This window comes from Alloalcanivorax profundimaris, assembly GCF_015265435.1.
Classification (GTDB): domain Bacteria; phylum Pseudomonadota; class Gammaproteobacteria; order Pseudomonadales; family Alcanivoracaceae; genus Alloalcanivorax; species Alloalcanivorax profundimaris.
This window is the reverse complement of the sequence record NZ_JABJWH010000036.1, coordinates 414,220-439,666: the sequence shown is the minus strand read 5'-3', so window position 1 is coordinate 439,666 and position 25,447 is coordinate 414,220. Positions and strand designations below refer to the sequence as shown.

General features: G+C 67.0%; 22 protein-coding genes. 8 read left to right on the top strand and 14 right to left on the bottom strand.

Annotated features, from left to right (window positions below):
- Positions 1–250: 250 nt before the first annotated feature.
- The 3 genes from HMJ39_RS16675 to HMJ39_RS16665 form a co-directional block, all read right to left on the bottom strand.
- Entirely contained in the window at positions 251–1,027 is a 777-nt protein-coding gene (locus tag HMJ39_RS16675; RefSeq protein ID WP_062363523.1) for a DUF3825 domain-containing protein, read from the bottom strand.
- A gap of 254 nt (positions 1,028–1,281) precedes the next feature.
- Positions 1,282–1,752, bottom strand: a complete 471-nt coding sequence (locus HMJ39_RS16670) for a hypothetical protein (RefSeq protein ID WP_161382644.1) — start codon at positions 1,750–1,752, stop codon at positions 1,282–1,284.
- 93 nt (positions 1,753–1,845) lie between these two features.
- Positions 1,846–2,442 carry a TetR/AcrR family transcriptional regulator gene (locus tag HMJ39_RS16665; RefSeq protein WP_161382645.1) on the bottom strand — a complete coding sequence of 199 codons (597 nt, stop codon included), beginning with the start codon at positions 2,440–2,442 and terminating at the stop codon, positions 1,846–1,848.
- A 54-nt stretch (positions 2,443–2,496) separates the two neighbouring features.
- Between HMJ39_RS16665 and HMJ39_RS16660 the strand changes: the two genes are divergently transcribed.
- Positions 2,497–2,913, top strand: a complete 417-nt coding sequence (locus HMJ39_RS16660) for a PaaI family thioesterase (RefSeq protein ID WP_194298147.1) — start codon at positions 2,497–2,499, stop codon at positions 2,911–2,913.
- Between the two features lie 6 nt (positions 2,914–2,919).
- Here the strand turns inward: HMJ39_RS16660 and HMJ39_RS16655 are convergent, their stop codons facing one another.
- The 4 genes from HMJ39_RS16655 to HMJ39_RS16640 form a co-directional block, all read right to left on the bottom strand.
- The gene (locus HMJ39_RS16655) at positions 2,920–4,059 is read right to left on the bottom strand and encodes an acyl-CoA dehydrogenase family protein (protein ID WP_161382647.1); all 1,140 of its coding nucleotides are present in this window, start codon (positions 4,057–4,059) and stop codon (positions 2,920–2,922) included.
- Positions 4,060–4,190: 131 nt separating this feature from the next.
- Positions 4,191–4,640 carry an OsmC family protein gene (locus HMJ39_RS16650; protein ID WP_194298146.1) on the bottom strand — a complete coding sequence of 150 codons (450 nt, stop codon included), beginning with the start codon at positions 4,638–4,640 and terminating at the stop codon, positions 4,191–4,193.
- A gap of 75 nt (positions 4,641–4,715) precedes the next feature.
- On the bottom strand, positions 4,716–7,820 hold the full coding sequence (locus HMJ39_RS16645; RefSeq protein WP_194298145.1) for an Ig-like domain-containing protein: 3,105 nt from the start codon (positions 7,818–7,820) through the stop codon (positions 4,716–4,718).
- 181 nt (positions 7,821–8,001) lie between these two features.
- The gene (locus HMJ39_RS16640; protein ID WP_323370925.1) at positions 8,002–8,871 is read right to left on the bottom strand and encodes an esterase/lipase family protein; all 870 of its coding nucleotides are present in this window, start codon (positions 8,869–8,871) and stop codon (positions 8,002–8,004) included.
- Positions 8,872–9,018: 147 nt separating this feature from the next.
- Here HMJ39_RS16640 and HMJ39_RS16635 point away from each other — a divergent pair, with 147 nt between their 5' ends.
- Positions 9,019–9,942, top strand: a complete 924-nt coding sequence (locus tag HMJ39_RS16635; protein ID WP_194298144.1) for a hydroxymethylglutaryl-CoA lyase — start codon at positions 9,019–9,021, stop codon at positions 9,940–9,942.
- A gap of 25 nt (positions 9,943–9,967) precedes the next feature.
- Here the strand turns inward: HMJ39_RS16635 and HMJ39_RS16630 are convergent, their stop codons facing one another.
- Positions 9,968–10,840: an acyl-CoA thioesterase family protein gene (locus tag HMJ39_RS16630; RefSeq protein ID WP_194298143.1), complete on the bottom strand. Its 873-nt coding sequence runs from the start codon at positions 10,838–10,840 to the stop codon at positions 9,968–9,970.
- A gap of 167 nt (positions 10,841–11,007) precedes the next feature.
- Here HMJ39_RS16630 and HMJ39_RS16625 point away from each other — a divergent pair, with 167 nt between their 5' ends.
- Positions 11,008–11,886, top strand: a complete 879-nt coding sequence (locus tag HMJ39_RS16625) for a crotonase/enoyl-CoA hydratase family protein (RefSeq protein WP_161382652.1) — start codon at positions 11,008–11,010, stop codon at positions 11,884–11,886.
- Between the two features lie 31 nt (positions 11,887–11,917).
- Here HMJ39_RS16625 and HMJ39_RS16620 read toward each other — a convergent pair whose 3' ends face one another.
- The 3 genes from HMJ39_RS16620 to HMJ39_RS16610 all read right to left on the bottom strand — a co-directional run bounded on the left by HMJ39_RS16620 (position 11,918) and on the right by HMJ39_RS16610 (position 14,052).
- Positions 11,918–12,466, bottom strand: coding sequence for a YggT family protein (locus tag HMJ39_RS16620; RefSeq protein WP_194298142.1), 549 nt, complete (start codon positions 12,464–12,466; stop codon positions 11,918–11,920).
- Between the two features lie 62 nt (positions 12,467–12,528).
- Positions 12,529–13,338: a pyrroline-5-carboxylate reductase gene (gene proC / locus HMJ39_RS16615; RefSeq protein WP_161382654.1), complete on the bottom strand. Its 810-nt coding sequence runs from the start codon at positions 13,336–13,338 to the stop codon at positions 12,529–12,531.
- Between the two features lie 15 nt (positions 13,339–13,353).
- The gene (locus tag HMJ39_RS16610; protein ID WP_194298141.1) at positions 13,354–14,052 is read right to left on the bottom strand and encodes a YggS family pyridoxal phosphate-dependent enzyme; all 699 of its coding nucleotides are present in this window, start codon (positions 14,050–14,052) and stop codon (positions 13,354–13,356) included.
- A 71-nt stretch (positions 14,053–14,123) separates the two neighbouring features.
- On the opposite strand from HMJ39_RS16610, the gene HMJ39_RS16605 reads away from it, so the two are divergent.
- The 3 genes from HMJ39_RS16605 to HMJ39_RS16595 all read left to right on the top strand — a co-directional run bounded on the left by HMJ39_RS16605 (position 14,124) and on the right by HMJ39_RS16595 (position 16,850).
- On the top strand, positions 14,124–15,158 hold the full coding sequence (locus HMJ39_RS16605) for a type IV pilus twitching motility protein PilT (protein WP_161382656.1): 1,035 nt from the start codon (positions 14,124–14,126) through the stop codon (positions 15,156–15,158).
- Positions 15,159–15,168: 10 nt separating this feature from the next.
- Positions 15,169–16,290 (top strand): PilT/PilU family type 4a pilus ATPase, encoded by a 1,122-nt coding sequence (locus tag HMJ39_RS16600; RefSeq protein ID WP_161382657.1) that lies wholly within the window; start codon positions 15,169–15,171, stop codon positions 16,288–16,290.
- 134 nt (positions 16,291–16,424) lie between these two features.
- Positions 16,425–16,850, top strand: coding sequence for an OsmC family protein (locus tag HMJ39_RS16595; RefSeq protein ID WP_194298140.1), 426 nt, complete (start codon positions 16,425–16,427; stop codon positions 16,848–16,850).
- A 167-nt stretch (positions 16,851–17,017) separates the two neighbouring features.
- Here the strand turns inward: HMJ39_RS16595 and HMJ39_RS16590 are convergent, their stop codons facing one another.
- From HMJ39_RS16590 to HMJ39_RS16580, 3 genes are all read right to left on the bottom strand, one after another.
- Entirely contained in the window at positions 17,018–17,875 is an 858-nt protein-coding gene (locus HMJ39_RS16590) for a pirin family protein (protein WP_194298139.1), read from the bottom strand.
- A gap of 44 nt (positions 17,876–17,919) precedes the next feature.
- On the bottom strand, positions 17,920–18,924 hold the full coding sequence (locus tag HMJ39_RS16585) for a glutathione S-transferase family protein (protein WP_194298138.1): 1,005 nt from the start codon (positions 18,922–18,924) through the stop codon (positions 17,920–17,922).
- Positions 18,925–18,990: 66 nt separating this feature from the next.
- Complete coding sequence (locus HMJ39_RS16580; protein ID WP_194298137.1) at positions 18,991–19,614, bottom strand: FMN-dependent NADH-azoreductase; 624 nt, start codon at positions 19,612–19,614, stop codon at positions 18,991–18,993.
- A 182-nt stretch (positions 19,615–19,796) separates the two neighbouring features.
- Between HMJ39_RS16580 and HMJ39_RS16575 the strand changes: the two genes are divergently transcribed.
- Both HMJ39_RS16575 and HMJ39_RS16570 read left to right on the top strand, forming a co-directional pair.
- Positions 19,797–23,003 carry a hypothetical protein gene (locus HMJ39_RS16575; protein WP_194298136.1) on the top strand — a complete coding sequence of 1,069 codons (3,207 nt, stop codon included), beginning with the start codon at positions 19,797–19,799 and terminating at the stop codon, positions 23,001–23,003.
- Entirely contained in the window at positions 23,000–25,438 is a 2,439-nt protein-coding gene (locus HMJ39_RS16570) for a TonB-dependent receptor plug domain-containing protein (protein WP_194298135.1), read from the top strand. The genes HMJ39_RS16575 and HMJ39_RS16570 overlap by 4 nt, the downstream gene beginning before the upstream one ends.
- Positions 25,439–25,447: the final 9 nt, after the last annotated feature.

The window sequence follows — 25,447 nt, the reverse complement described above, 5'->3', positions numbered from 1 at the left end:
ACTGGCATCGACCCCATTCCAGCCTTGGCTATCTGCCTCCCGTCAGCCGGCTGCCCTTACTGAACAACCTGGTGGCTTTACACAACTAGCCCCAATCCCGAAGCCCCTATTACTGCGTAAAACTTTTGCACGATGGGATTTCGATCAATCACTTCTACACCTAACGCAAAGCTAAGCGGCGGCCCGTCAGGGACGTCCGGTGGACGGCCGACAGGCCGGGAACGTACTTGAGCGATTTGTTAAAAATGGCTCAAGGCTGCAACCAGTCCTTATCGGGCCTCGCAAGCTGTCGTGCGTTGTTATAGGCCATTTCCAAGGTTAAGCACGTTGATGCTCGGTAGAACGCACCGTGGTTTTCTACCACTAGTGCCAGATCGGCTACACCGGGGCTACCTATACACAGAGGCAACATCAACTGAACTCGACCGCGATAGTATTGGGGTATGGCCGTTTTATAGTTTCTTTTCACGCGCTCTTGGGCGTTGTCTATCGCACCTTTCAAAAAGGTCTGGAGGGGGTATTCATCCATTGAACGGTACGGCTCCGGAAATCGCTCCTTGTTGTCGGCGATTACGTGCTCAACGTTAACCCTCAACTCCTTTCGAGGATCTAACACTAAAACCGTAGGGTCGTCGAAATAATGGGCCATTTCTGGCAGTGCAGAAAAAGACGACAAGGCGTGGTCGCCTTTCCGTTTCCACGCCGTAAAATGCCACTGTACATCTGTATCCGGCATGTTATTGGGTGTGCAATAACAAAATATGGGCTCTTGGGAAGAGGTGACAAGACCAGTATTGAACACAAGAGCGCGGCCATCATCAGCGATTGCGATCTTGTCTTCCTCAGCCAGCCGCTTGTATGTGTATTTTATGTAGTTGTACAAAATTGGCTTTCGGTGATCAGCTTCAGAATGCTCGTACGCCCAGTCCTCGGGCTCTGCCATGGCAGCCAGATCGTCAATGTGCTCATCAATCCTTGGCAGGAAAATGAGATCGTGAAAGTTATCTGGCCAATCTACATTTGACATACTATCTCCATGTCTCTTCTTTATTTTTAACAGGTATTAGGACGCCGGCTCGAATATCCAGTGAACGAGCGGGCGTCATATCTTGTAAACCGGCATGTAATGGCTTCAGATCAAACCAGAAATCTCCAAGCTCGACAAATCCGGATAACGCCCTGTCGCGAAAGCACAAAAAACGCGGCCGAAGCCGCGTTTTTGTATCGGTACCGCTCGCGCTGCGCGCGGCGGCCGAAGGTTTGCCCGCGTGGGGCGGGTATTTACCAGGTCACGCTGAAGTCGGTGACACGGCCGCTTTTCCAGAGGTTTTTGGCGCCGTTGGGGGGCAGGCAGTTGGTGCGGCTGTTGCCGGAGAAGCCGCACAGGGCTTCGTCCCAGTCCGGGGAGCCGGTGGTGTTGTAGCCGTAGGCGCCGTTGCCTTTGGGGACCGCCGGCGAGAGGCGGACGTAGCCGCGGCCGCCGCGGCCGTCTTCGACTTTTAGCCAGAGGGTGGTGGAGGACGGGAGCGAGCAGTTGCCGTTGCCGGTCCATTTGTAGGAGCCGCTGACGGTGGGTTCGCCCATGAGGCTGTCGAGTTTGTAGATGACCTGCATGCTGCTGACCTGGCAGTTGCCGACGCGGAAGTTGTGGCGGCTTTGCGAGCCGGAGCCGGGGCCGACGGCGAGCGCGGCCACCGGGGCGGCGAGGAGCAGGGCGGCGAGGCCGCGTTGGAGAGAGGAAGAAAGGATCATGGTGGTGTCCCCAGTAATGACGGTATACGCCGGATAATCCACGCTCTGGAACCGGGGCGCATGCCCCATCTGGGGGGTGCGGTGGCGCGTGCGTCAGTGGCCGAGCAGGGCGCGCACCACGCCGTCGGCCAGGGCGTCCCGGTGTTCCAGGGGGCTGGCGGGCATCAGGCCGTCGAGCCAGGGGCGGGCCAGGTAGTCCACCGGGCCGAATACCAGGGCCAGCACCAGGGCGGGGCGACGGGCCAGGGGACGGGTTTCCGGCCAGCGATTCAGCCAGTCGCGCAGAGCGGTGAAGTAGCGCCCGTTGGCGTCGCGCAGTTGGGGGCCGGCCTGGCCTTCCAGGCGGGGACGGGCGGTGAGCAGGAAGCGGGCCCAGTCCGGGTGCGCCACGATCCATTCCAGGTAGTCACCGACCAGGGCGCGCAGGCCTGCTTCGGCGGAGTCGCCCCGGGCCATGGCGGCCATGGCGATCTCGCCGAAGTGCTCCACGCCGGCCACGAACAGGGCGGTGAACACGCCCTGTTTGTCGCCGAAATGGTGGTAGAGGCTGCCCACGCTGACGCCGCTGCGGGCACGGATCGCTTCGATGGTGACCGCGTCCATGCCGCTTTCCGTGGCGCAGGCCAGGGCCGCCGCCAGTACCCGTTCCCGGGCACCGGGGCGGGGCCGCAGGGGGCTTGCTTCGCTCATACTAGAATCCTATTCTAGAACAATATTCTAATTCACTGTTTCCTAGAGGTTGCCATGACACCGCAAGAATTGCAGGCCCTGGGCGAGCGCGTGCTGGAGGCCCAGCCGTTCAGCCGTTTCCTGGGCGCGCGTCTGGATCGTTTCGTGGAGGGAGAGGCCCAGCTTTCCCTGGCGATGAAACCGGAGTTCCTGCAGCAGCACGGCCGCCCCCACGGCGGCGTGCTCAGCTATCTGGCGGACAATGCCCTGACCTTCGCCGGCGGTTCGCTGTACGGCGACGGCCTGACGCTGGAGTTCAAGATCAACTACGTGAAGGCGGCCAAGGGCGATACCCTGGTGGCCCGCGCCCGGGTGGAGAGCGCGGGCCGTCAGGCGGCGGTGTGCCGGTGCGATCTGTTCGCGGTGGCCGACGACGGCGCCGAGACCCTGTGCGCCGTGGCCCAGGGCACCATCATGGCGCCGGCGGCCTAGGCCGGATCAGCGGCCGAGAATATCCCGGGCGATGATTTCCTTCATGATCTCGCTGGTGCCGCCGTAGATGCGCTGGATACGGGCGTCGACGAAGTCCCGGGAGATGGGGTATTCCTTCATGTAGCCGTAGCCGCCGAACAGTTGCAGGCACTGGTCGGCCACCTTGCCTTGCAGCTCGGTGGTGGTGAGCTTGGCGATGGAGGCGTTGGCGGTGCTCAGCTCGCCCCGGTCGTACTGGTCGGTGCACTGGGCGCAGAAGGCTTTGTTGACCTGGACCTGGGCGTGCAGGTCCGCCAGCACGAAGCGGGTGTTCTGGAATTTGCTGATGGGCTGGCCGAAGGCCTGGCGCTCCTGGGTGTAGGTGACGGTGCGCTCGATCATGCCTTCGCAGGCGGCGACGGCGCCCAGGGCCAGGATCAGGCGCTCGCGGGGCAGCTCGTTCATCAGGTTGAAGAAGCCCTTGCCTTCGCCGCCGAGGATCTGGTCGGCGCCCACTTTGACGCCCTCGAAGAACAGCTCGGAGGTGTCGGCGGCGTGGTGGCCCATCTTCTCCAGGTTGCGGCCCCGGGAGAAGCCCGGCAGGGAGGCGTCCACGGTGAACAGGGTGACGCCCTTGGCGCCGGCGTTGGGGTCGGTCTTGGTAGCGAGCACGATGACGTCGCAGTGCTGGCCGTTGGTGATGAAGGTTTTCTGGCCGTTGATCACGTAGCCGTCGCCGTCTTTTTCGGCGCGGGTTTTCATGCCTTGCAGGTCGGAGCCGGCGCCGGGTTCGGTCATGCCGATGGAGCCCACCGCTTCGCCGGTGACCATTTTCGGCAGCCAGGCCTGTTTTTGCTCCTCGGTGCCCAGGTGCAGGATGTAGGGGGCGACGATGTCGGAGTGCACGGAGAGGTTGGAGGCGAGCGCGCCGAAGCCCATGCGCGAGGCCTCTTCCACCATCACCGCGGAGAGCCGGAAGTCGGCGCCGAAGCCGCCGTATTGCTCGGGCACGTCCACGCACAGCAGGCCGTTTTCGCCCATGCGGTTCCACAGTTCGCGGGGCAGTTTCTCGTCCTTTTCCCACTGGTCGTAGTGGGGTTGCACTTCCTTCTCCAGGAACTTGCGGACGTTGTCGCGGAACAGGTCGATTTCGTTCTGATCAAGCATGGGGCGCCCTCTCTACTCTCTACAACGGCGGGAAAGCGGCTCCTGGCCGCCGGTGGAAGGCGACAGTTTAGCGACTCAAGGCCACGCGGTCGCCGGCCGGGCGTGGCCGGCCGGTCACGGGTGGCGGGGGCTCAGTCGTCGGGCTGGACCACCACTTCGGCGCGCAGGGAATTGGCGACGAAGCAGTTGCGGTGGGCGGCGTCGTGGAGCTTTTTCAGGGCCGCCGTCTCCGGGTCGGTTTCGAACACCACCCGGGGACGCAGCTCGATGCGGGTGATCGCCATGCGCCCGTCCTCGTTCTTCTCCACCACACCCTGGGGGCGGTCCACGTAGCTGAGCACCTTGAGGTGCTGCTTGGCGGCGATGGACAGGAAGGTGAGCATATGACAGCTGGCGGTGGCGGCGATCACCGCCTCGTCCGGGTTGACCCGGTTGGCGGAGCCGAAGAATTCCGGCGACGCGGACGCCTGTACCACCTCGCCGCCGGCGAAGGTCCACTCGTGGGACCGGTCGAAGTTCTCGTATTCGAAACTGGCATCCGGCGCCAGATGCCAGGCCACGGTGGCGCCGTATTCACTCATGGTGCCTCTCCCCTTTTTTCCGGTTGTTACCAACACCATGCTACGCCTTCACGGGTCGCGCAATACTGAGCCGCGTCAACGTTTGATCGGCACCCCCAGATACTGCAGTTTCACCGCGTTTTGCGGAATCCGCAGATCAATGTTGGCGCTCAGGAAACCCAGCAGCCGGGTCAGTTCCACGTTCACCGGGATCGGGTTGCGGTTGTACTGCTGGATGGCCATGCGCCCGTTGGGCAGGAAGGTGAGCGGGCCGGCCAGATCCATGGTCAGCGGGTAGCTGTGCTGGTTGTGCTCGCCGCCCAGGGGCGCCTCCAGATACGGCGCGTCCAGGTAGAGGTCGACCTTGGCGCGGAATTCCGGCCCGTCCTCCGTTTCCAGAATCCAGCCGGGAATCAGGCCGTCGCGGTCGCCGCAGTCCCCGTCGCCCTGGCCCGCCGAGCAGGTGTAACGCATGCGCATCACCTGGGTGCCGGTGGGGCTTTCGATGGGGATGCCACCCTGGATCAGCACGTCCGCTTTCACGGTCACCGAGGACGCCAGGATCAGGGTGGGGTGCAGCGCCACCCGCACGCCGGGAATGCGCTCCTCCTCGGGAGTGGACGGGTCGTCGTAGGTGCCGGGGCCGAGCACCTCGGAATTCAGGCCACCCACCACCTGGATGTCGCAGGATTCCGGGGTGTCGCAGTCCAGGCGCGGGTTCTGGGTCAGGGTGCTGCCGCCTTGCACCTGCAGCCGGGTGGTGTTGAAGCCCGGTTCGCCGGCGGCGTAACCCGGCTCGCCGGTGTCGAAGCGGCCGTTGCCGTTGACGTCGGCGCTGGGCAGGTTGTCCAGGGCCTGGAACACCCCGACCTTGGCGGGCTCGCCCCGGAAATGGATCTCCAGGTCCGGGCCGCCCCAGTCCGGCTCCGGACCTTCCAGCAGAGCGGTCTGCAGCCGCAGGCCGGCGCTGGAGCAAATCGCCTCGCCGCTGCGGCAGTCGTCGCCGGCCTGGCCGGAGGCGCGGTTCACCGATTGCAGCGCGTAGCGGTAGGCGACGCCGGGCTCCCAGGGCTGGTCGGGGACGAAAGTCAGCACGCGGGCGTGTTTCTCCAGGCGGCCGGGGACCGCTGCCTGGCAGTCGTATTTGCGTTTATCGCCATCGGCCCGGGCCACCGGATCCCCGTTGCCGTCGGTGGCCACGCGCTCGACCCGGAAGCTGCCTTCGCCGCAGCGCTGGCCGAGGATCACCGAATCCGGGTCGATGTCCTGGGAAAAGGTGACGCGGATCGGCCGCTTGGCCGGCAGCCGCGACACCGGCAGGTGATCGTCGTCCCCACGGCTGCCCCGACACAGGCCATGGTCGCCCTCGGCGATGCGCCAGGTGGTCTTGTCCACGGCGCAGGGGAAGCCCGGATAGACGGTGGTGGCCACCGGCGCCACCGGGTCGCCCACCAGGGCCGGCAGACGGAAATCGCGGCTCACCGGCAGCAGCGGGTTGGGCGGCTCGGCCAGGTCGGTGGCGCGGTCGTCCAGGGCCACCCGGTAGCGGCTACCGGGCCGCAGGGGCGTGGTGGGCCGCACCACCACGGTGGCGCCGTCCAGGGACCAGGTGAACGGTTCCGCCTGGCCGTCGCGGGTCAGCGACAGGGCCCGTTCCACGCTGTCCGGGTCCAGGGGCTCGCTGAAGTTAAGCACCAGGGGGTCGCCGGGCTTCACCGTGGTGGCCAGGCCGCCGTCCTCCACCCGGGGGGTCATCGATTGCAGCACCGGCGAGGTGGTGTCCGGCACCGGGGCCGGCGCGCCGGTCTGGTCCGGGTAGGATTCGGTGTGCAGGCTGAGCAGGCCGAAGCCGGTTTCCTGGCCCAGCACTTCCGGCTCCACCACGCCGAGGGCGTCCATCACCAGGCTGGCGCCATTGGTGCGCGCCTCGCCCACCAGTTCCACCTGCAGCAGGGTCTGGCTGAGGCCGCCGTTGGCTTCGGAATGCTCGGCGGTCATCGCCATGTCCACGTACAGCCGCACCTGGCGCGGCGCGTCGTCCCGGTTGCTGTAGGGGTTGGGCATCAGGTAGCCGGTGGCGTCGGACAGGAAGGTGACGGTGACATCGCCGGTTTCGATGCCGGCGGGCACGGTGCCGGCCACTTTCACGCTCACGTTGGTGCCGTTGAGCAGGCTGCCACGCGGAATGCGCAGCGGCGACACCTGGGGGAAATCGGGCTGGTAGGCCAGCTCGGTGAAGACATTGCCGCTTTGCTGGGTGGCGTCGCGGTCGCCGAGCAGCACCGCGTCGATGGGCACGCAGTTGAGCGGCGCGCCGGACAGTCGGGACATGCCGGCGTCCCCCGCGTGGCAGGGATCGGCCCGCTCCGAGGCGGGCGGCGTGTTCTGGACCATCACCGAGCGCGGCCGGGTATCCCGGGCCACCCAGCTGCGCTCCACCGGTTCGGCCAGAGTGGTGCCGTCAAAGGCCCGCACCGAGGTGTCCAGGGTCAGGGTGTAGCGCTCTCCGGGCCGCAGGTCCTGGCGCGGGTCCAGGCTTACCGCGTCGTCCTGTGCCAGCATCACCGCCGGTACCAGCTCGCCGCCCCGGGTCAGCCGCACGGACTGGCCGTAGACCAGGCTGTCGGTGTCCAGCACCCGGCTGAAGCGCAGCCGCCAGGTGGCGAAATCCGTGGCCGGTTGTTGCTCGCCGTCCGGGGTCATGGAGACCAGCCGCAGGGGGCCGTCCCGGCGCCGCTCCCGGTTGGGGCCGTCCGGGTCGAAGCGGGTCCGGAACACCAGACCGTCGTCCGGAAAGGCGAACGTAACCTCGTCACCGCCCAGGCCGGTGAGGCGCAGACGGTAGAGGGTATCCGGCTGCAGCGGGCCGTCCGCCGGGCGCACCACCAGACTTCGCCCGTCGCCCACCACCCGGGGTGTCGCCAGCGGCACCGGGTTGCCTTGCCCGTCCTGGAGCAGCAGATCGCTGGCCACCGGGTTGTCCACCGGCGCGGACAGACGCAGCACCAAGGGCGTGTTCGGAGAAACCCGCTCCTGGCCGTGGTAGGGGTAGCTGTAGAACACCTCGCCGCCGTCCGCGCCGGTGCGCGGCACGGCGGCGCTGCCCCCGGCGCTGCCGCCACCTCCACCGCCGCAGGCGCTCAGCGCGGCGAGGGCGGTTACCAACAACAGCACCGGGAGGGAAAAGGAATGCCTTGCCATGATCGTGGTCTCCAACGCCGCGCCGGGCGCCGGGCGGCGGTTTCTTGTTCTGGGGGCCGCGCTCGGAGGGAGCGGGCTGGTACGATTGTTCTATATTTGCACTAACGTACCACTTTTGCCCGGACAAGGAAGACCACGATTCCCGTCCTTACAAAAAACCAACAATCGGCGGCGAGTGCCCTCAGTCGGCGCGCAACCGGTCGGCCACGGCCCGCGCCACCCGGGGGCTGTAAAGCAGCGAGCAGTGGCCCAGGTAGGGCAGATGCAGGTTTTCCTCCGCGTTCTCGAGCACGGCGGTGGCGGCCGGCAGCACGAAGTTGTCCATCTCCGAGTAGAGGCAGAAGAAGCGGGCTCCGCCGGGGCATTCGCCCTCTTCCGCCAGTTCCTGGACGAAGGGGCTGCGGTAACGCATCTGGGCGGCGGCGCCCCGGGCCGGGAACAGGGCGGCGATGCGCGAGCCGTAGTGGGGGCTGCCCAGGGCGATCACCTTGCGCACCCGGCCGGCCAGGCCCAGGTTCTTGATCGCGTAGCGGCTCAGGGGGCCGCCCATGGAGTGGCAGACCAGGTCCACCTGCTCGGCGCCGGTGCGCTCCAGCACCCGCTCCACGTGGCGTGCCACCTGGTCGGAGAGCTTGCGCATATTGATGTGCGGCGGCGTGTAGCTCACCGCGTAAACGTTGCGGAACCCCCCGCGGCGCAAGCGCCACTGCATCCACAGAAAGTTGGCGCTGTTGCCGCCGTAGCCGTGGATCAGCACCACCGGCGGACGATCCGAGGCGTGGGCCCGCTTCGGCGAGGCGTCCTGAATCACGCGCAGCGGATAGGTGGCCACCAGAAAGGTCAGGCTGGCGGCCTCCAACAGCATGGCGCGCACCACCCGGCCGGGTTTCAGGGCCGGGGGCGCCTCGCCCAGCACCGGCTCCGGGAAATTGCGCCGGTCATAGTGCCAGACCAGATAGAAGGCCAGGGTGACGTAGGTGGGGATCAGGACGATCACCACCAGTACAACGGAAAGAATCCAGAACATGGCGGTCTCCAGTACCTCGATCACCGACCCTACCCCGGAGCGGCATCCTTGCTCAACGGAGCCGGCCCGAACACAACGGGCGCCGGCCATTGACCGGCGCCGGCGGCTGTGGCCGCCCGCCTGCCGCCATGGCACACTGCGGCTCCCCCCCCAAGGCACCGGGACACACCCATGACCGAAACCGCGATCATCAACGAAGTGGGCCTGCGCGACGGCCTGCAGAACCAGCCCACGCCGGTGGATACCGATACCAAGGCGCGCATCGCCGAGGCCCTGGTGGCCGCCGGGGTGCGCTATCTGGAGCCGGTCAGCTTCGTCAGCCCCAAGGCGGTGCCGCGAATGGCCGACGCCGCCGCCCTCACCGAGCGGCTGCCGCGCCGGGACGACCTGCACTACACCGCCCTGGTGCCCAACCTGAAGGGCTACCAGCTGGCCCGGGACGCGGGCTACCCCACCGTGGCCCTGGTGCTTTCCACCACCGACACCTTCAACCAGCGCAACCTGAACATGAGCCTGGAGCAGGCGGCGGCCAGCTGCGAGGCGATTCTGGCGGCGGCCCGCCAGGACGGCGTCGCCACCCGCACCTACATCTCCGGCGCCTTTGCCTGCCCCTACGACGGGCCTGTACCGGTGAGCCTGAGCCAGTCCCTGGCGGAGCGCATGTTCGCCGCCGGCAGTGACGAGGTGGCCATCGCCGACACCATCGGCGGCGGCAACCCGCGCCAGATGAAGGACATCATGGGCCCGCTGATCCGCGACTTCGGCGCCGAGCGCTTCTACGTGCACCTGCACGATACCCGCGGCCTGGCGGCGGCCATGGCCTGGGAGGCGGCGGATCTGGGCGTGCGCCGCTTCGACGCCTCCCTGGGCGGCCTGGGCGGCTGCCCGTTCGCCCCCGGCGCCACCGGCAACATGGCCACCGAGGATCTGGCCTACCTGCTGGAGAGCGTCGGCCTGAAGACCGGCATCGACATCGAGGGGCTGGGCGAGGCCATCGCGCTGGCCGCCGACGCCACCCAACGCCCCCTGGGCGGGCGCATCCTGTCCTGGATGGCGTCCCAGGAGCAGCAGGGCAAAACCGTCTGCGCCTGGTGACGGGGCCTTTGTTCACACCGCGCCATCAACCGATGCGGAGCGTCGCCATGGCATCCGCGTAGGGGGCCACCGGCGTGGGCCGGTGGCTGCGCCGGTCCAGCAACACCATGACGCTCTCCGCCGCCGCCACCGCCTCACCGTCCACGGCAATGCCACCGCTGAGCACGAAGGAGGTGTTACCCACCCGGCCCAGGCCGGTGGCCAGGCGCACCTCGTCCCCCATGCCCAGGTCCCAGCGGCCGAAACTCAGATCGATGCGCGCCACCAGCAGCCCCAGCTCCGGCTGGCGCAGCTCGGTGAGCGAACCGGCCCGGGCCTGCTCCGCATAACGCGCCAGGGCCAGCTCGGAGAGGCCCCGATCCGGGTCCAGATCCACGTAGCGGGCGCTCAGCGGCACCTGCAGGGGGTAGCCGGTGAAGGCCCCGGCGTCCAGGGCGGTCTCCGCCGGCCAGACCGCCTCCAGGGGCCGCTCGCCCAGGGCCCGCGACACGTCGTCCGGCAGCGCCACCCAGCGATCCCCTTGCCAGGCCCCCAGCAGGCAATCCTGCACGCCCACGCAGTCCCCGTGCTGGAACAGGGCGGTGCGCAGGTGGACACGGTCGGCGTCCGCCCCCAGCACCGCCGCCGTGGCGGTGACCGGATGGGGATAGTGGGTTTCCCCCAGGAACTGGGTCAGGGTCCGGCGCGGTCGCAGCAGCACGTCGTCCGAGTACCACACCGGCCGGTCCAGGGTGTCCATGAGCAGGCGAGTGCGCGCTTCCAGATGAAAACTCTGTACCGCCACGTTGTTGACGTGGCGCTCGGTGTCCAGGTGGCTGTAGTGGGGCACCAGGGGCAGATGGAAGGGGTAGGCGTCCGGCGTGCGCCAGATGCCGTCCGGTTTGCTGCCAGGGTTCAAGGTTCGCTCTCCCAAAACGATTTCAAGGCCGCAAGCCTACCGCCGCCGGCGGCCGGCGCCCAGGGGCGGCGATGACCAAAACCGCCGGACCGGCGTCGTAACTGGTGGTTGCGGGGGCCCCGGGGCTGGCCAATCATGAACGGTCACGCTTGCACCGAGGAGTCGCCATGGACCTGCCCGTTTTCAACACCCTGGAACTGACCGTCGACGACGACGGCATCGCCACCCTTTACCTGAACCGCCCGGAGAAGATGAACGCCTTCAACCGGGAGATGAAGGACGAGCTGCTGGCCGCCTTCGACTTCACCGACCAGCACGACGAAGTGCGCGCGGTGATCGTCACCGGCAAGGGCCGTGCCTTCTGCGCCGGTGCCGACCTGTCCTCCGGGGGCGACACCTTCGATTACAAGAAACGCGGTGGCGAGGGCGCCAACCCGGACGACGCCCACCGGGACGGCGGCGGCCAGGTGGCGATGCGCATCTACCGCAGCCTCAAGCCGGTGATCGGCGCGGTGAACGGCGCCGCCGTGGGCGTGGGCATCACCATGCAGCTGCCCATGGACGTGCGCATGGCCTCCGAGGACGCCAAGTTCGGCTTCGTGTTCTCGCGCCGGGGCATCGTCAACGAGGCCGCCTCGTCCTGGTTCCTGAGCCGGGTGGTGGGCATCTCCTCGGCCCTGGAATGGTGCTTCACCGGCCGCGTCTTCAAGGCCGACGAAGCCAAGGAGCGCGGCCTGGTGCGTTCGCTGCACAAGCCCGAGGATCTGTACCCGGCGGCGGTGGCCCTGGCCAAGGAGATGGTGGAACAGAGCGCGCCGGTGTCGGTGGCGGTGATCCGCCAGATGATCTGGCGCATGGCCGGCGCCGAGCATCCCATGGAGGCGCACAAGCTGGACAGCAAGGCGATGAAATCCCGGGGTGGCTCCGAGGACGTGAAGGAGGGGGTGATGTCGTTTTTGGAGAAGCGCCCGGCGGTGTTCCCGGACAAGGTGTCCCGGGATTTGCCGGACTTCTTCGACTGGCAGGGTGAGCCGCCGTTCGAATAGGCGGATCGCGGCTGAAGCCGCGATGCCGCGATCAGTGAAGCTGGAACAGAATCTTCAGGAACTGCACCCCCAGCAGCACGATCAGCGGGCTCAGATCGAGCCCGCCCATGTCCGGCAGCAACCGCCGGCAGGGCGCCATGATCGGCTCGGTGATCTGGATCACCACCCGCACGATGGGGTTGGAAGGGTCCGGCGCCACCCAGCTCAGAATCACCCGGATCAGCACCGCCCAGAAGATGTAGTTGAGCAGCAGGGTGGCCAGCTCCTGCAACGTATAGACCAGCAACACCGGCCCGATGCCATCCGGGATGCCACCGCGTTGCAGGGTCGTCAGCATCAACGCCTTGACCACGATCAGAACCACCACCAAGACCAGGGACGCTATGTCCAATCCCCGGTAGCCGGGGATGATGCGCCGCAGCGGCGCCAGCAACGGGTTGGTGGCGCGCAGCACGAACTGGGAAATCGGGTTGTAGAAATCCGCCCGTGCCACTTGCAGCACGAAGCGGGTCAAAACGATGAAGATGTAGACGCTGAACGCGAAATCGATCAGGAAAACCGCGGCACCCTGAGGGTTCATGGTGACTCCAGACTGTCCGTTTGGCGTCAGAGTATTGGGGTAAAGCGGAACGGTTTCAAATTTTACTCGGCCAGCTCCTCGGAACGCTCCCGGGCGGCGGCCACGGCGGCCTGGACCTGCTCGCGGAAACCGGCTTCCTCGAACACGCCGAGGGCGGCGGCGGTGGTGCCGCCGGGGCTGGTGACCCGCTGGCGCAGGATCTCCGGGCCGGCCTCGCTGGTGATCGCCAGCTGGGCGGCGCCCCAGGCGGTCTGCAGCACCATCTGCCGGGCGGTGGCGGCGTCCAGGCCCTGGGCCACGGCGGCGTCGATCAGGGATTCCATGAGCAGGAAGAAGTAGGCCGGGCCGGAGCCGGACACCGCGGTGACCGCGTCCAGTTCCTTCTCTTCCTCGAACCAGAAGGTCAGACCCACGGCGCTGAGAATCTGGCCGGCCATGGCTTTCTGTTCCTCGCTCACGCCCTCGGCGGCGAACAGGCCGGTGGCGCCGGCCTGGACCAGCGCCGGGGTGTTGGGCATGCAGCGCACGATGGGGGCGTCGCCCAGCCATTCGCGCAGGTTGGCCACGGTGACGCCGGCGGCGATGGAAATCACCATGGGCTGGCGTTCCGCGATGATCTCGCGCAGGTCGGCGCAGGCGTCGCCCATTACCTGGGGCTTCACCGCCAGCACCAGCACGTCCACGCGGCGGGCCACGTCCAGGTTGTCGTGGGTAACGTGAACCCGGTGCAGCTGGGAGACTTCATCCAGGCGGTCCTTGGACGGGTCGCTCATCCAGATGCGCGCCGGGCGGATGCCCTTGGCGATCATGCCGCCGGCCAGGCTGTTGGCCATGTTGCCGGCCCCGATGAATCCAATCAGTTGCTGTGCCATAACTGCGCCATTCCTTTATTGGCCGTCCGCTTTGGGCGGGCGCGGGCCGAACAGGGCGGTGCCCAGCCGGATCACGGTGGCGCCTTCTTCAATGGCCACCGGATAGTCCGCGCTCATGCCCATGGACAGGGTGTCGAGGGCCGGCATTGTATTGCGCAATTGTGACAGTGTCATGGCGAGACGCCGGAACGCCGCCCGGTTGCGGTCCTCGGCGTCGGCGCGGGGGATCGCCATCAGGCCGCGCAGCCGCAGCCGGGGCCATTCCGCGAACCGGGCCGCCAGCGCCGGCACCTCCGCCAGGGGCAGGCCGCTTTTGCTGGCTTCGTCGTCCAGGTTCACCTGCAGGCAGACCTGCAGCGGCGGCAGCCCCTCCGGACGCTGATCGTTGAGGCGGCGGGCGACCTTGGCGCGGTCCACGGAATGCACCCAGTGGAAGTACTCGGCCACCTCCCGGGTCTTGTTGGACTGCAGCGGGCCGATGAAATGCCAGATCAGGTCGCGGCCGGCCAGGGCCGGCATCTTGTCCAGGGCTTCCTGGAGGTAGTTCTCGCCGAAATGGCGCTGGCCCTGGTCCGCCAGGGCGGCGATCTCAGCGGCGCCCCGGGTCTTGCTCACCGCCAGCAGGGTGACCGAGTCCGGGTCCCGTCCGGCGGCGGCGCAGGCGGCCTGAATTCGTGCGCGAATCGAGGTTAGCGGCGTATCGGCGTCGGGCATGATTGAATGGCTTCCGGGGAGCGGTTAGTTTAAGACTCTGCGAAATTCTACTGAGAAGAATACCGAAACCCATGGACATCACCGAACTGCTTGCCTTCAGCGCCAAAAACGGCGCCTCGGATTTGCACCTCTCCGCCGGGCTGCCGCCGATGATCCGCGTCGACGGGGACGTGCGCCGGATCAATCTGCCGCCCATGGAACACAAGGAAGTCCACGCGCTGGTCTACGACATCATGAACGACAAGCAGCGCAAGGACTACGAGGAGTTCCTGGAGACCGACTTCTCCTTCGAAGTGCCCGGGGTGGCGCGCTTCCGGGTCAACGCCTTCAACCAGAACCGGGGCGCCGGCGCCGTGTTCCGGACCATTCCCTCCAAGGTGCTGACCATGGAGGATCTGGGCATGGGCAAGGTGTTCCAGAAGATCTCGGACTTCCCGCGCGGCATCGTCCTGGTCACCGGGCCCACCGGTTCCGGTAAGTCCACCACGCTGGCGGCGATGATGGACTACATCAACGAGTCCCGCTACGAGCACATCCTCACCATCGAGGACCCGATCGAATTCGTGCACGAATCGAAGAAGTGCCTGGTCAACCAGCGGGAAGTGCACCGCGACACCCTGGGCTTCGCCGAGGCGCTGCGCTCCGCCCTGCGGGAGGACCCGGACATTATTCTGGTGGGCGAGCTCCGTGACCTGGAAACCATTCGCCTGGCGCTGACCGCCGCGGAAACCGGTCACCTGGTGTTCGGCACCCTGCACACCACCAGCGCCGCCAAGACCATCGACCGGGTGGTGGACGTGTTCCCCGCCGAGGAAAAGGCCATGGTGCGCTCGATGCTGTCCGAATCCCTGCAGGCGGTAATCTCGCAGACGCTGATGAAGAAGAACGGTGGCGGCCGGGTGGCGGCCCACGAGATCATGATCGGCACCGCGGCGATCCGGAACCTGATCCGCGAGGACAAAGTGGCGCAGATGTACTCCGCCATCCAGACCGGCGGCGCGCTGGGCATGCAGACCCTGGACCAGTGCCTGCAGGGCCTGGTGCAGAAAGGCCTGGTGTCCCGGGAAGCGGCCCGGGAAAAAGCCAAGACCCCGGACGCCATTTAAGGGAGCCGCCATGGAATTCGAGGATCTTCTCAAGCTGATGGTGCAGAAAGGCGGTTCGGACCTGTTCATCACCGCCGGCGTGCCGCCCAGCATGAAGGTCAACGGCAAGGTGCTGCCGGTGACCCGCAACGCCCTGACCCCGGACATGACCCGGGATCTGGTGCTCAACGTGATGAACGAAAAACAGCGCAAGGAGTTCACCGAGCACCACGAGTGCAACTTCGCGATCTCCGCCCGGGGCATCGGCCGCTTCCGGGTGAGCGCCTTCTACCAGCGCAACCTGGTGGGCATGGTGCTGCGCCGCATCGAGACCAAGATTCCCAACGTGGACGACCTGCGTCTGCCGCCGGTGATCAAGGACCTGGCCATGACCAAGCGCGGCCTGGTGCTGTTCGTGGGCGCCACCGGCACCGGTAAGTCCACCTCCCTGGCGTCGATGATCGGCCACCGCAACAAGAACTCGAAGGGCCACATCATTTCCATCGAGGACCCGATCGAATTCGTGCATCAGCACCAGGGCTGCATCGTCACCCAGCGCGAGGTGGGCATCGATACGGACTCCTTCGAGGTGGCCCTGAAGAACACCCTGCGCCAGGCCCCGGATGTGATTCTGATCGGCGAGGTGCGTAGCCGCGAGGTGATGGACTACGCCATCGCCTTCGCCGAAACCGGCCACCTGTGCCTGGCCACCCTGCACGCCAACAACGCCAACCAGGCCCTGGACCGGATCATCCACTTCTTCCCCGCCGACCGGCACGGCCAGCTGTACATGGACCTGTCGCTGAACCTGCGCGGCATCGTCGCCCAGCAGTTGATTCCCACCCCGGACGGCAAGGGCCGGCGCGCCGCCATCGAGGTGCTGCTCAACACGCCGCTGGTGTCCGACCACATCCGCAAGGGCGAGATTCACCTGCTCAAGGCGCTGATGGGCAAGTCCCGCGAGCAGGGCATGCAGACCTTCGACCAGGCACTCTACGACCTCTACGACGCCGGCGAGATCACCTACGAGGACGCCATCGCCCACGCCGATTCGCCCAATGATCTGCGCCTGATGATCAAGCTCGGCAACGAAACCGATGCCTCCAGCCTGGACCACGCCACCCGTGGCCTGACCATCGAGAACCCGGACTGAGCCCGGCCCCGGGCTTTTGCCTTCTTTTACGATTGCCCGCCGGCCCGCGCTAGGGCCGGTCGCCGCCGCCGTGCTATGCATGGTCGGCGGCGTTCAAGCCGCCAAGCGGTTCATCGGAAAAGGAGAGCACGATCATGAACAAGTTCGCTTCCGCCCATTGGGAAGGCGACATCAAGCAGGGCAAGGGCACCATTTCCACCCACAGCGGCGCCCTCAAGGATCAACCCTACGGCTTCAATACCCGGTTCGAGGACGAGCCCGGCACCAACCCGGAAGAACTGATCGGCGGCGCCCACGCCGGCTGTTTCTCCATGGCGTTCTCGCTGCAGCTGGGCAACGCCGGCTACACCGCGGACAGCATCGACACCCAGGCCAAGGTCACCCTGGACAAGGACGGCGACGGCTTCAGCATCACCAAGGTGCACCTGGACATGACGGCCAGAATTCCCGGCATCGACGACGCTGAGTTCCAGAGCATCGCCAAGGCGGCGAAGGAAGGCTGCCCGGTGTCCAAGGTACTCAACGCGGACATCACCCTGGACGCCAAACTGGAAGGCTGACCCCGCACCCCGCCCGGCACCCGGGCGGGGTGCTTACACCAAATTGCTCTCCCTACCTACACGGTTCCGAGAGGGGGAAATGCTGCGCGGGCGCCGGGCCCTGAGCCCGGAAATGGCCCTGCGCCTGGCGCGGCTGTTCGGATGGTTTCGTGGTTCGGGGCCGGCGGTCAGGCCGCCGGTTCGGTGAGGGTGCCGGCGCGATAATCGCGCAGGGCCTGCTCGATCTCTTCCTGGGTGTTCATCACGAAGGGGCCGTACTGGGCAATCGGCTCGCCCAGGGGCTTGCCCGCCAGCAACACCAGCCGCGCGCCCCGGGCGCCCGCCTCAAGGGTGACCTGGTCGTCGTCATCAAGCACCGCGGTGTGTTCCGCCGGCACGTCCTCGCCGGCCACCGAAAGACTGCCTTCGAACAGATACAGAAAGGCGTTGTAGCCGGCTTTCAGCGGCACCGTAACCTGCTCGCCGGGACGCAGTTTCAGGTCCAGGTAGAGCGGGTCGGTGCTGCCGCCTTTCACCGGGGCGCTCAGCGTCTCGCCGTCCACCACCACCTCACCGGCAATGGCCTTGATCTGGCCGCCGCCGGGCAGATCCAGGCGCGGCATCTCGGTGTCGGCCACGTCCCGGTAGCCGGCGGGCTTCATCTTTTCGGCGGCGGGCAGATTGATCCACAGCTGGAAGCCGCGCAGCAGGCCATCCTGCTGCTGGGGCATTTCCTCGTGGATGATGCCGCGCCCGGCGGTCATCCATTGCACGCCGCCCTGCTTGAGGTCGCCCTCGTTGCCCAGGTGGTCGCGGTGCTTCATGTGCCCCTCGATGAGATAGGTCACGGTCTCGAAGCCGCGGTGCGGGTGCGCCGGGAAACCGGCGATGTAGTCGTCCGGGTTGTCCGAGGAGAAGGCGTCCAGCATCAGAAACGGATCCAGCCGCACCGCCGGGTTGTGGCCCAGGGCACGCTTGAGCCGGACGCCGGCGCCGTCGGACGTTTCCAGGGCGCGAATGGTGTGCAGTACACGACGTTCTTTCATGGTTGCCTCCTCGCCCTCTCGGGCGTCAATCCCACGGTGCCCGGTCAGGCACCGCGTATCTCCCGCTCGCCCAGACGGTCGCGGTCATGGGGCGCGGACGGATTCAGTTCCGGGCCGATCGGGATGATCCCGTGGGGGTTCACCGTGGGGTGGCTCCGGAAGTAGTGGTGGCGAATGTGGTCCATCCACACCGTGTCCGCCACGCCGGGCAGTTGATACAGCTCGTGCAGGAACCCGTTCAGGTTCGGGTAATCCACGATGCGTTTGCGGTCGCACTTGAAGTGCGTGACGTAGACCGGGTCGAAGCGCACCAGGGTGGTCCACAGCCGCAGGTCCGCCTCGGTGAGGGTGTTGCCCACCAGGTAGCGGCTCTCGCCGAGCCGGCGCTCCAGATCCTCAAGGGTGTCGAACAGGGCGGTCACCGCCTCGTCGTAGGCCTCCTGGCCGGTGGCGAAACCGGACTTGTAGACGCCGTTGTTGACCCGGTGATAGACCGGCTCGTTGATCGCCTCGATGGCCTCGCGCAGGTCCTCCGGGTAGTAATCCCCGGGCCGGGCGCCCAGCTCGTCGAAGGCGACGTTGAGCATGCGGATGATTTCCGCCGACTCATTGCTGACGATGGTTTCGCGCTCCTTGTCCCACAGCACCGGCACCGTCACCCGGCCGGTGTAATGGGCGTCCGCCTTCAGGTAGAGCTGGTAGAGCTTGTCCAGGCCGTACAACGGGTCGCCGGTGGCGCCATTGAAGTCATCGCGCAGCTCCCAGCCATTCTCCAACATCAACGGATGCACCACCGAGACGCCGATGTGCGCCTCCAGCCCTTTCCAGGCGCGCATCATCAGAGCGCGGTGGGCCCAGGGGCAGGCGTAGGACACGTACAGATGGTAGCGGCCCTTTTCCGCCTTGAAGCCGCCCTCGCCGGAGGGGCCGGCGGCGCCGTCGGCGGTCACCCAGTTGCGGAACTGGCTTTCCGAACGCTGGAAACGCCCGCCGGTGCTCTTGGTGTCGTACCACTTGTCCTGCCATTGTCCGTCGACCAGCAGTCCCATGGTTCCTCCTTCAATTTCTCGCAATTGCTCGTTGCCCGTGTCGCGGACGGGGCCAGGCCGCCGCCCTCAGGCGGCCGCCGTTTCCAGGGCGGTCAGTTCGGCGGCGATCTCCGCGTCGGCGCGCGCCAGCGCCTGGCGCTTCACCTCGTCACTGATGTTGAGACCCTCGGCGTAAACGAAGCGCACGTCCTGGACACCCATGAAACCGAAAATCTGCTTCACGAACGCGGTGGTGGTCTCGTAGGGCTGGCCGGCGTGCACGCCACCGTGGGCGGCGAACACCCGCACCGGTTTGTCGTCGATCAGCCCCACCGGGCCGGTCTCGGTGTATTTGAAGGTGACGCCGGCGCGGGCGATGTGATCGATCCAGGCCTTGAACTGGGTGGGCGCGCCGAAGTTGTACATGGGCATGCCGATGACCACCAGATCCGCGTCGCGCAGCTCCTGGACCAGGGCGTCGGAATGCGCCAGTACCGCCTTCTGGTTGTCGTCCAGGCTCTCGCTGAAACCGCGCAGGGCGCCGGCCCGGGCCAGGTCCAGATGGGGCACGCCGTCGGCGACCAGGTCCCGGGTCACCACCTCGGTGTCCGGATGACGCTGGCGATACCCGTCAATGAACGTCCGCGCCATCCGACTGGACTGGCCGTCTTCGCCGAACAGGCTGTTTTGCAGATACAGAATACGGGTCATGGCCCTGTCTCCATCGAATTTCGGAATGACACCATTGTCACTTCGGTCGATCCGATGAAAAACCCGATATATTTACTAAGTTAGATCGCATTATCCGATCAATCAGGCCTCTTTCCTCATCAATATTGAGAATCGTTTTTATTTGCATTATTTTTGCCTCCGCTCACACACGGGGGAGAGCCATGCCTACCAGTTCATACGGGGCCCTGCGCGTCCTGTTGTTGTCATTTTTCCTGTTACCTCTTCTGCACGGCTGCCTGGGCGAGGGCGGCGACAGCCAGAGCCGCCCGGACAGCACGCCGGACGGCAGCGTCAGCGGCCAGGTACTGGATCCACCGATCCAGGGCGCCCAGGTCAGGCTGGTGGACGCCGAAGGCAACGCCCTGTCCGCCCTGGTGCGCAGTGACGACCAGGGCCGCTTCAAGCTGCAATACCGGGGCGACACCGCCGGCGCCCGGCTGGTCGCCACCGGCGGCCGCGACGCGGGCACCGGCCTGTCCTTCCAGGGCCTCAGCCTGTCCGCGCCGCTCACCGATAACCCGGACGGCATTGTCTCTCCGGTGACCACCCTGGTGGCCCATCTCACCGCCCAGGGCTTCAGCCTGGATGGCGCCCGGGAGCGGGTCGCCCAACGTCTGGGGCTGGATCCGGAGCGCCTACTGGCGTCGCCCCAGGCGCACGGCGACCTGCAGCAACGGGCGGTGCTGGTGGCCCAGTTCCTGAGCCTGCTGCAAGGGGAACGGAACCCGGCGGACCTGCTCTGGCAGGCGGTGAACCAGTACGGTACCGACCTCGCCGCCGGCGCCCGCGCCCTGGCCGGCGATGAACTGCTGCTGGCTTCCACCCGGCAACGCCTCACGGACAACGCCGATCTGCTCGCCATCCTGGCCGGCGTCGACCCGGCCGGCCCGGCGGACACGGTACTCGACCGCGCCACCCGCGCCCTGGTCACCCGTACCCTGGCGCGCTACCTGTCGGAAAGCCTGGGTTATACCCCCGCCGACGACACCGCCCGCGACAATCTGGCGCGGCTGGCGGAGTCCATCTGGCAAGCCAACCAGGCGCGCGGCCTGCAACCCGCCAGCCCCGCCGGGCTGAACGTGGTGCGCTACCTGATGAACCATTACGGCATCACCACCGACGCCCTGGCCCAGGCCGGCTTCACGCCGCCGGCGGGCCTGGCCGGCGACGGCACCGTGCCCGAACTGGCCGACCGGGACGCCATCGACCCGGCCCAGCCCCTGGCCCCCGCCGAGCGGCTGGGCGACGACCAGGACGCCCGGCGCGCCTACTTCTATCGCTCCACGCTGTCGCCGTTCTACCGCTCCGAACAGCTGTTCCAGGGGGTCTACGACGACAACTACCTGGACCCGCTGTATGCGGCCATCGCCGAGGGGCAGGCCCGCGCCGGCCTGTTGGACGACGCCACCCGCACCCTGCGCACCCAGGTATTCAGCCCGCGGGAGCGCGTGAAAGCCTTCCGGGAGGCGGGCAAGGCCCTTCTGGAGCAAAACCAGCAAGACCCGGCCATCACGCTGCTGGACCGGGCGGCCGGGGAGTTCAGCGACTACCTGGACGGCGTGGGCTTGCGCAACATCGTCTACCAGGACGCGGAGAACGTGTTCAAGCTGGTGAGTACTTACCTTGAAGCCGGCCTTTCCGACCGTGCCGACGCCACCCTGGCACCGCTCTACGACTATGTGGACCTTTACGGCGACCCTGGGGGCGACTGGAACGGCGCCTACTACAACATCAACTCCGCCCTGCTGGATCTGGCCGAGGATCAGGTACAACAGGCGGAGAACCAGGGCCTGCGCGAGCCCTACTACCAGCAGGCGGTGACCTCAACGCGCCTGCTGCAACGCTGGACCGACGGTCTGGGTCGCCAGGCGGGCCCACTTACCTGCGCCGCCATCCAGACCCAGTACACCGCCCGCTACACCTCCCTGTTCGCCCGGCTCGGGCTCGACGAAGAAGCCCGCGCGGGCACCGACACCTTCGCCGATCTGCTTCAGATTCCTTGTAACGGTTTCTCCACCAACTACACCAACATGATCGCGCCGGCCTACGGCTACCTGGAGGACTTCGACGGCTTCGAGCGCTTCCTCACCGAGGTGGTGACACCGATCCCGCCACTGGGCAGCTACGGCGCCATGGAGGCACGCAAGGCGATCCGCGCTCAGCGCGCCGTGGCGCTGATCAAAGGCGATTCCGTTCAAGCCGGCCTGGACTATCTGGCCGGCGAACTGGGCGAGGACCTGGTGGGCCAGGTGACCCTGCTGACCTTCCAGGGCGGCGGCATCCAAGCGGATGACGACTACGAAATCGATGGGATCAACCGTTACGTTCTCAACACCCTGCACGACCAGAACCGGGACGATCTGGCCCGGGCGGTATCGGACGCCGCCTGGACGCTGGTCACCAGCCCGGACTACCAGGAACGGTACCCGGGCGCGGAAAACGGCATCGAGCAGGGCTGCCGCAAACTGGCCGTGGCCAGCGAATACCTGGGCAACATGGAGCAAGCCCGGGAACGCATGGGGGTGTGCGCGGAACGCGCCCTGAGCCTGGTCCCCGACGCCGACACCGTGGAACGGTACAACCTGCTGCGCCTGGCCGGCGAAGGCCTGTACCACTTCGAGCTCAGCGACGATTTGCCCTCCATCGCCGCCCGACTCGGTGACCTGAGCAACGCCTTGAGCGGCGAGGACCGGCTCACCGTGCAACGGCTTCGCCTGCGTCTGTTGGCCGCCGCCGATGACGCGGACGGCGCCCTGGCCACGTTCGACCAGGCCCGCGCCCAGGTCCACGACCTGGCCACCGCCGCCGGCGACGAAATCGAGCGCACCGCAGCGGGCACCGCCGCCAAAGACTTGCTGGCCACGGTGCGCTACGCCGCTAATAAGTTGCGCGGCCGCACCGCCGAACGCGGTGAGCCGGTGGCCACCGAGCTGGCCCTGGCGCACAGCCTGGAACAACAGGCCCGGCGCTTCGCCACCGGCGACACCGGCGACCAGCTCAATGCCCTGGCGGTCATCCAGCGCATCAACGGCCTGTCCCGACGCAACGGTGATCTGAAGGATCTGGCTCGCTTTCTGGGCCGCTTCGACGACCTGGAGGCGGCCCGCGAAGTGGCGGAAACGGCCCAGGGCCAGGCCCGCTACGACCGGCTCGCCGCCGCCGCGGACGGCCTCGCCGCCCGGGACCTGTTCCCCGGCACCGACCTGGCCAGCCGGGACTTCGACCTGGACGGCCGGCCGGACTTCTTCAACCCGTCCGCCAGCCTGGACGCCGACGCGCCGCCAGCGCTCACCCTGGACGACGACATCGACGGCGACGGCACCCCCGACGACGCGGACGCCACGCCCTACTGCGGGAGCTGCGGATGAGACGCCCCCATCGCTACGCGCTGACGCTGGTCGGGCTGACCCTGGCCGGGGCGCCGCTGGCGGACAACACCGTCCAGGAAGTGATCGTGGAGGGCGGCGCCGCCGAGCACACCCCCATGGCCGGCACCGAACAGGGCGAGTACCGCTTCAACCGGGACTATCTGGACGCCTACCGGGACGCCGACGGCGGCCTGGACAGCCTGTACCGCCAGGTGCCGGGTATCCAGTTCAGCGAGGACGCCCTGGAAACCGACGCCCTGGAGGACCTGTCACCGTCGTCGATCTCCATTTCCGGCGGCCGCTTTTATCAGAACGCGGTGCAACTGGACGGCCTGAACATCGGCAACCGCCTGGACCCGGCCGGCGGCGCGGACGGCATCGACGACGTGGGCGGCCACGAGTTGGGCCTGTTCCTGGACACCGACTTGCTGGAAAGCGTGCGCGTGCTGGACAGCAACGTGCCGGTGGAATACGGCCGCTTCACCGGCGGCGTGGTGGACCTGGAAACCCGTCGCGCCGGCGCCGAGCCGGAAGGGGCGGTGTTCTACAACACCACCCGCTCCGACTGGGTGCACTACAAACGCATCCAGCCCACCGTGGAGCCGGGGCAACCCATCTCCGAGGCGCCCTCGTCCGACCCGGAATTCCGCCGCGACCGTTTCGGCGCCCACTACAGCCTGCCGGTGGGCGAGCTGTCCGGCCTGATCCTCAGCGCCAGCCAGGCCAGCAGCCGTGCCCCCACGGAATCCCTGGGCCGGGTCTACAATCTGGAGCAGACCAACCAGAACCTGATGGGCAAGTTCTCCACCGCGGTGAACGTCACCGGCGAGCTGGACGCCAGCGTCACCTACGCCCCCTATGAGCGGGAGGCCCTGATCCGCAACGCCCGGGACAGCCGCCACGAGTTCCACGGCGGCGGCCTGTCCTCCCAGGTGCGCCTGATGCTGCCCGGCCGCTATTTCCGCCACCAGGTGGAAGCCGGCGTCAGCTACGTGGAAAACCGCCGCGAGGCGCCGCTGGATTACTTCCAGTGGGCCAACAGCCCGTCCCGGCAATGGGGCAGCGAAAACGGCCTGGAACAGAGCCTGCAGGGCGGCTACGGCAACCTGGACAAATACCAGATGACCAGCCGGGCACGCTGGATCGGCGAGCTGCCGCCGCTGTTTCTGGGCGAGGTGGCGGTGGACCGCCGGCTGGGGCTGGAGCTGAACCACCAGCGCCTGCGTTTCGACCGGCCCCAGGACCTGTATGTGTTCACCAACCCGGTGGTCAACACGGACATTCAGTGCCGGGGCCTGGACTATGATTGCCTGCAGGAGGAGCAGTACTTCAGTACCCGCGAAGTGTACGCCGGCGAGGACGTGGAAGTGGGCCTCACCGAGGCGGCGGCGTTCACCGACGCCACCTTCCACTGGGACCGCTACCAGGTCACCGCCGGGCTGCGCTACGACTACGACGACTTCCTGCGCAACCATAACGTGGCCCCGCGCCTGAGTGGCAGCGTGGACGCCTTCGACAACGGCGCCACCGTGCTCACCGCCGGCGCCAACCGCTACTACGGCGGCGCCCTGCTCACCTACAAGATGCGCCAGGCGCGCACGCCCTACGCCACCGAGTACCGGGGCGCCACCCAGAACGTGGTCAACGACTGGACCACCGGCAACGATCAGGGCCTGTACCGCTACGGCGACACCGACCTGGACACGCCCTACAGCGATGAGCTGTCCCTGGGGCTGCGCCAGCGTCTGCTGGGCGGGGTGCTGGAAGCCAAGCTGGTGCAACGCGACAACCAGGACGAATTCGCGCAGACGGTCAGCGACGTGATGGCCGACGGCTACCGGGTCTACCGGCTCAACAACGATGGCGAAAGTGAGTACAAGGGCGTGTCCCTGGCCTACTACCGCGCCTTCGGCGACCGCACCACCCTGGGCTTCACGGTGACCTACTCGGAACAGGAAACCAGCAACGCCGATTACGACGATCCCGCCAACCCGGGCAGCAACAGCCACGTGAGCTACCAGGGCGAGCGCGTCACCCTGGCCTCCCTGAACCGGGTGCGCGGCAATTTCGACCGCCCCTGGGTGGCCAACCTGAACCTGTCCCACCGCTTCGCGCCGCGCTGGTCCGGCCGCGTCAACGTCCGTTACCGGGGCGACTACGACACCGTGGAAAGCACCGGCCAGGTGGTGGACGGCGAGCCGATCATCACCGACGGCGACGACAACGCCTACGAGCAACTGGCGGTGTATGAGCGGGCCGAACGCCACGCCACCCTGATCAGCGATCTGGGCGTGACCTGGCGGCCGCTGGCCGCCCTCAGCCTGGAGGCGGAAATCCGCAACGCCTTCAACGCCCGTACCTATACCGTGCCGGAGAACTTCGGCGGCGTGGAGCTGGGGCGCTACTTCTGGCTCGGCGCCCGCTACCGGCTCTGATCGACACCG

Coding starts and splice junctions, on each gene's coding strand:
- HMJ39_RS16675 (WP_062363523.1), bottom strand. CDS start 1,027: ATGTCAAATGTAGATTGGCCAGATAACTTTCACGATCTCATTTTCCTG.
- HMJ39_RS16670 (WP_161382644.1), bottom strand. CDS start 1,752: ATGATCCTTTCTTCCTCTCTCCAACGCGGCCTCGCCGCCCTGCTCCTC.
- HMJ39_RS16665 (WP_161382645.1), bottom strand. CDS start 2,442: ATGAGCGAAGCAAGCCCCCTGCGGCCCCGCCCCGGTGCCCGGGAACGG.
- HMJ39_RS16660 (WP_194298147.1), top strand. CDS start 2,497: ATGACACCGCAAGAATTGCAGGCCCTGGGCGAGCGCGTGCTGGAGGCC.
- HMJ39_RS16655 (WP_161382647.1), bottom strand. CDS start 4,059: ATGCTTGATCAGAACGAAATCGACCTGTTCCGCGACAACGTCCGCAAG.
- HMJ39_RS16650 (WP_194298146.1), bottom strand. CDS start 4,640: ATGAGTGAATACGGCGCCACCGTGGCCTGGCATCTGGCGCCGGATGCC.
- HMJ39_RS16645 (WP_194298145.1), bottom strand. CDS start 7,820: ATGGCAAGGCATTCCTTTTCCCTCCCGGTGCTGTTGTTGGTAACCGCC.
- HMJ39_RS16635 (WP_194298144.1), top strand. CDS start 9,019: ATGACCGAAACCGCGATCATCAACGAAGTGGGCCTGCGCGACGGCCTG.
- HMJ39_RS16625 (WP_161382652.1), top strand. CDS start 11,008: ATGGACCTGCCCGTTTTCAACACCCTGGAACTGACCGTCGACGACGAC.
- HMJ39_RS16620 (WP_194298142.1), bottom strand. CDS start 12,466: ATGAACCCTCAGGGTGCCGCGGTTTTCCTGATCGATTTCGCGTTCAGC.
- proC (WP_161382654.1), bottom strand. CDS start 13,338: ATGGCACAGCAACTGATTGGATTCATCGGGGCCGGCAACATGGCCAAC.
- HMJ39_RS16610 (WP_194298141.1), bottom strand. CDS start 14,052: ATGCCCGACGCCGATACGCCGCTAACCTCGATTCGCGCACGAATTCAG.
- HMJ39_RS16605 (WP_161382656.1), top strand. CDS start 14,124: ATGGACATCACCGAACTGCTTGCCTTCAGCGCCAAAAACGGCGCCTCG.
- HMJ39_RS16600 (WP_161382657.1), top strand. CDS start 15,169: ATGGAATTCGAGGATCTTCTCAAGCTGATGGTGCAGAAAGGCGGTTCG.
- HMJ39_RS16595 (WP_194298140.1), top strand. CDS start 16,425: ATGAACAAGTTCGCTTCCGCCCATTGGGAAGGCGACATCAAGCAGGGC.
- HMJ39_RS16590 (WP_194298139.1), bottom strand. CDS start 17,875: ATGAAAGAACGTCGTGTACTGCACACCATTCGCGCCCTGGAAACGTCC.
- HMJ39_RS16585 (WP_194298138.1), bottom strand. CDS start 18,924: ATGGGACTGCTGGTCGACGGACAATGGCAGGACAAGTGGTACGACACC.
- HMJ39_RS16580 (WP_194298137.1), bottom strand. CDS start 19,614: ATGACCCGTATTCTGTATCTGCAAAACAGCCTGTTCGGCGAAGACGGC.
- HMJ39_RS16575 (WP_194298136.1), top strand. CDS start 19,797: ATGCCTACCAGTTCATACGGGGCCCTGCGCGTCCTGTTGTTGTCATTT.
- HMJ39_RS16570 (WP_194298135.1), top strand. CDS start 23,000: ATGAGACGCCCCCATCGCTACGCGCTGACGCTGGTCGGGCTGACCCTG.